This window comes from Actinomadura sp. NPDC048394, assembly GCF_040651755.1.
Classification (GTDB): Bacteria; Actinomycetota; Actinomycetes; order Streptosporangiales; family Streptosporangiaceae; genus Spirillospora; species Spirillospora montaniterrae.
In genome coordinates this window covers 1-3,106 of the sequence record NZ_JBEZJL010000171.1, presented here as the reverse complement: position 1 = coordinate 3,106, position 3,106 = coordinate 1, and the positions used below count along the sequence as shown (strand labels likewise).

Here is a 3,106-nt window from a genome sequence, read left to right as displayed (position 1 = left end):
CGGCGATGACCTGGAGGTTCATGCCGTGGCGGCGATGCTTTCCCGAGTAGTGGGGCCGGTCGGCGGCGACCCGGTCGATCGAGACCAGGGTGCCGCCCAGGACCAGGTAGGGCAGCCCGGCTTTGACCGCTTTGGCCAGGACGGAGCCGAGTCTGGGCGATCGGGCGGCGAGCAGGTCGACGGCCTCGTTGACATAGCGCCACGCGGTGGTGGTCGACACGCCGAATCCGGCGCCCAGCTCGGCGTAGGTCTCGCCCTTGCGCAGGTAGACCAGGGTCATCAGAGCCTGCATGCCCGGGGGCAGGCACCGGCCCTTGCTGCCGAGGGCCTGGCGGTGGCGGCGGACGACACCGGTGGCGTAGGTCAGCGTCCGGCGCGACAACGGCAATGAAGCACGGTACAAAAGCACGTGAAGCCTCTGGTGGGGACGGGACGTTGTGAGAGACCAACCGTCCTACCAGGGGCTTCTTGACGTCCGACACCGCCCACGCCGCCCGCGATCACGCTGTGATCAGCGCACACGGAACTGCCCCTGGAAAAGGCTCAGTCTGAGCCCTCGACTCGAACTTGTATCCCTCTGCGATCAAGCCCACCTGCAGCAGAACGCCCGATCCCCGTTCCAACCTGTGGTTGACCCCTCGACGGTTCTCGGCGTCTCGCGCTTCCTCGTGCGGTCATGTGCCCTGGATGTGCCCTGCGGCGCTGCACGACACCCGGCTTGCAAAGCCGATCATGAACCCATCGCCCGACCTGGCGACCCGCTGACCTGGGCCTCCTCGGAGATCTCCCCGCAAGTGACCGTGAGCCCCCCTTGATCACCTCCCCATCGGGCACGCAACGGGCACGCCAGACGATCTGCCGCTCCGCAGGGTGGAGTGACCAAGGAGACGAGTAGCTAGATCCTGATCTGCGAACGGGTGGCCCAGCATGAACGGGGCCGTCCGTTCCATGATTGTTCCGCGCGGCCGATCCCGGTTGCCGTAACACCCGGTGCGTGAATGGTCACCGGTTGATGGTGACCAACATCCGTACCGTCACAGCTTGCCGTTCGGGGGGAAGCCGCGACAGTCCATGTCATGGCAACAAGGCTCAAACGGGCGAGCGGCACGCGGCGTCTGATCGCCCACATCATCGACGGCTTTACGCTCTGGGCACTGTTTTGGGCCTTCGTGAAGGTCTCCTTCACCGAGCCGGGGAACGGGTACGACAGCAGAAAGCTCTGGATTACAGCGTTCGTTCTCACCGTTCTTTATCACTGGCTGTGCAACGGCCTGTGGGGCCAGACACCCGGGAAGATGGCTCTGGGCATCCAGATCATCAGCCGTAGCGATTCCAAGCAGATCGGATTCGGGAGGGCGGCGTGGCGACTGGGGTTCACAATGATCCTCTCGTTCGTCACCGTTGGAGTTGGCGCACTAATTGACGTGGCTTGGCTGCTCTGGGATCGCGACAGGCAGACGCTGCACGACAAGGCTGCCCGCACCCTGGTTGTCGAAGTCGGCCACGGCAACCCTGACCCGTACGGCCACCTGAACCGCAACCGGAACCGCGCTCTACGGTCAATATCGCGGGCTCGTTCAGGCCCCCCGGATCGTTCTGATCGCGGCGCGACCCCGTGACCACCAGAACCGACGTAACTCGGCTGCAACGATGCACTCCAACGACGGCGACACCGGTGGCCCATCCAGTCCCATCCTTCTTTGCCTCGTCGTTGACGGCGTCGGCCTCTTCGCGCGCGGGGTCCTGTCCCCGGTGATGGCTTGGGCGTGCGGCGTAGCCGCTGTTCTTCCCCCACCTTCCTCCCCCCGGCCCCGACGAGACCTGTACTTACTGCCGACTGTGCCGCTTGCATTTGCTCCTCCAGCGCACGCAGAGCCCGCTGAACCTCATCGGGCGTGCTGCCTTCTCTTGGAACCGCCACCATCCCGCCTCCGCCGTCGATCAGCCGCCTCGGAGATCAAGCGCGGACCCAGGCACTTTGGATCAACCGCCCGCACGCGCAGGACTCGGTGGTTCGCTTCCACTTCACCAGCGTCGAGCCGATCGTGCAGGGAGCCTGGGGGATGGTCGCCGGACTCGTCTCGCTGGCCGCGGTGGCCGATCTCGCCTTGATCGTTGTGGCCTGGTGGGTCTGGCGCCGATCGCGGGCCCCTCGGGGTCGCCGCTGAGGAGCGCGGGCAGGTACCTGTTGAGGAAGGCGACCAGTGTCATCGGCGCGTTCGCGTGCTCAGGGCATCGGGTCGTCGCGGGACGGGACTCCCAGGCCCACATGAGGCACCCACATGCGGAGGGCCAGCAAGTACAGGCCGAGGATGAGCGCCGGCGCCAGCCACCGGGTGAGGCGCGTCCGGTTGGCCGGCATCGTCAGGACGACCAGCGCGGGAGTCGCCGACGCGGCGCACACCAGGCCGAACGCATCGAGAAGCGGACCCGGTCGGTTCAGACAGCCGAACGTCTGGAATGCTTCTCCGCCGCAGACGTCCGCCTGGGTGTAGAAGAAGGCGAGAAGGCAGGACAGGCCGCCGAGAAACCATGCGCACGTGCCCAACGCCACGTCGAGGCCAGGACCCCGCATCGGCCGGAGCGAGCCATCGCGCCGGGTGGCGCGCACATCCTTGACCGCCACGGCCGTCATCAGCCCGATCACGGCCACCACCGCCAGTGTGCTCAGGCCCCACCCCCCGCTGCCCGCCTGAAAAGGCGGTTCCTTCGGGTCCGTGTCGTCCGTCGGCCAGGTCGAAATGGTCATCACGAAAAGGGCCGCGAGCGCCGCCCAACCTCCGCCCAGCACCCCGTACTCGCGGAGGCGGCCGCGGGTCATCGCCAGGACTTCGACCACGCCGACGCCCCCATCCGTGATAGCCGGTGGTCGTAGATCGTTGTACGCACCCAATGGCAGAAGTGCTCCTGGCTGCTCGGCGGCTCGATGTCGAGGACCATGACCCTTCCCTCGCTCTCGTTGTCGTTCGTCCCGCACATGCCGAGACGAAGCATTACCGGATGATGGGCTTTAGCCTCGCGCTTTCATGGCGGATTGATTCCGGCTGGTCGTTGACATGAGAAAAGTGCTCCTGAACTGGGAGGATAGGGCTTGCTGAAGGTCCTG

At 66.0% G+C, this 3,106-nt stretch carries 4 protein-coding genes; 1 reads left to right on the top strand and 3 read right to left on the bottom strand.

What is annotated here, in order from left to right; all coding sequences use genetic code 11:
• Nucleotides 1-409, bottom strand: a 409-nt coding sequence (locus AB0C78_RS50610; protein WP_360762986.1) for a transposase family protein, incomplete at its 3' end; no start/stop codon positions are given.
• A gap of 667 nt (nt 410-1,076) precedes the next feature.
• Between AB0C78_RS50610 and AB0C78_RS50605 the strand changes: the two genes are divergently transcribed.
• Nucleotides 1,077-1,619, top strand: coding sequence for an RDD family protein (locus AB0C78_RS50605; RefSeq protein ID WP_360762983.1), 543 nt, complete (start codon nt 1,077-1,079; stop codon nt 1,617-1,619).
• Between the two features lie 608 nt (nt 1,620-2,227).
• Here AB0C78_RS50605 and AB0C78_RS50600 read toward each other — a convergent pair.
• The gene (locus AB0C78_RS50600) at nt 2,228-2,839 is read right to left on the bottom strand and encodes a hypothetical protein (protein ID WP_360762980.1); all 612 of its coding nucleotides are present in this window, start codon (nt 2,837-2,839) and stop codon (nt 2,228-2,230) included.
• Nucleotides 2,818-2,994: a hypothetical protein gene (locus tag AB0C78_RS50595; RefSeq protein ID WP_360762977.1), complete on the bottom strand. Its 177-nt coding sequence runs from the start codon at nt 2,992-2,994 to the stop codon at nt 2,818-2,820. The genes AB0C78_RS50600 and AB0C78_RS50595 overlap by 22 nt, the downstream gene beginning before the upstream one ends.
• Between the last annotated feature and the right edge of the window lie 112 nt (nt 2,995-3,106).

Coding starts and splice junctions, on each gene's coding strand:
- AB0C78_RS50605 (WP_360762983.1), top strand. CDS start 1,077: ATGGCAACAAGGCTCAAACGGGCGAGCGGCACGCGGCGTCTGATCGCC.
- AB0C78_RS50595 (WP_360762977.1), bottom strand. CDS start 2,994: ATGCTTCGTCTCGGCATGTGCGGGACGAACGACAACGAGAGCGAGGGA.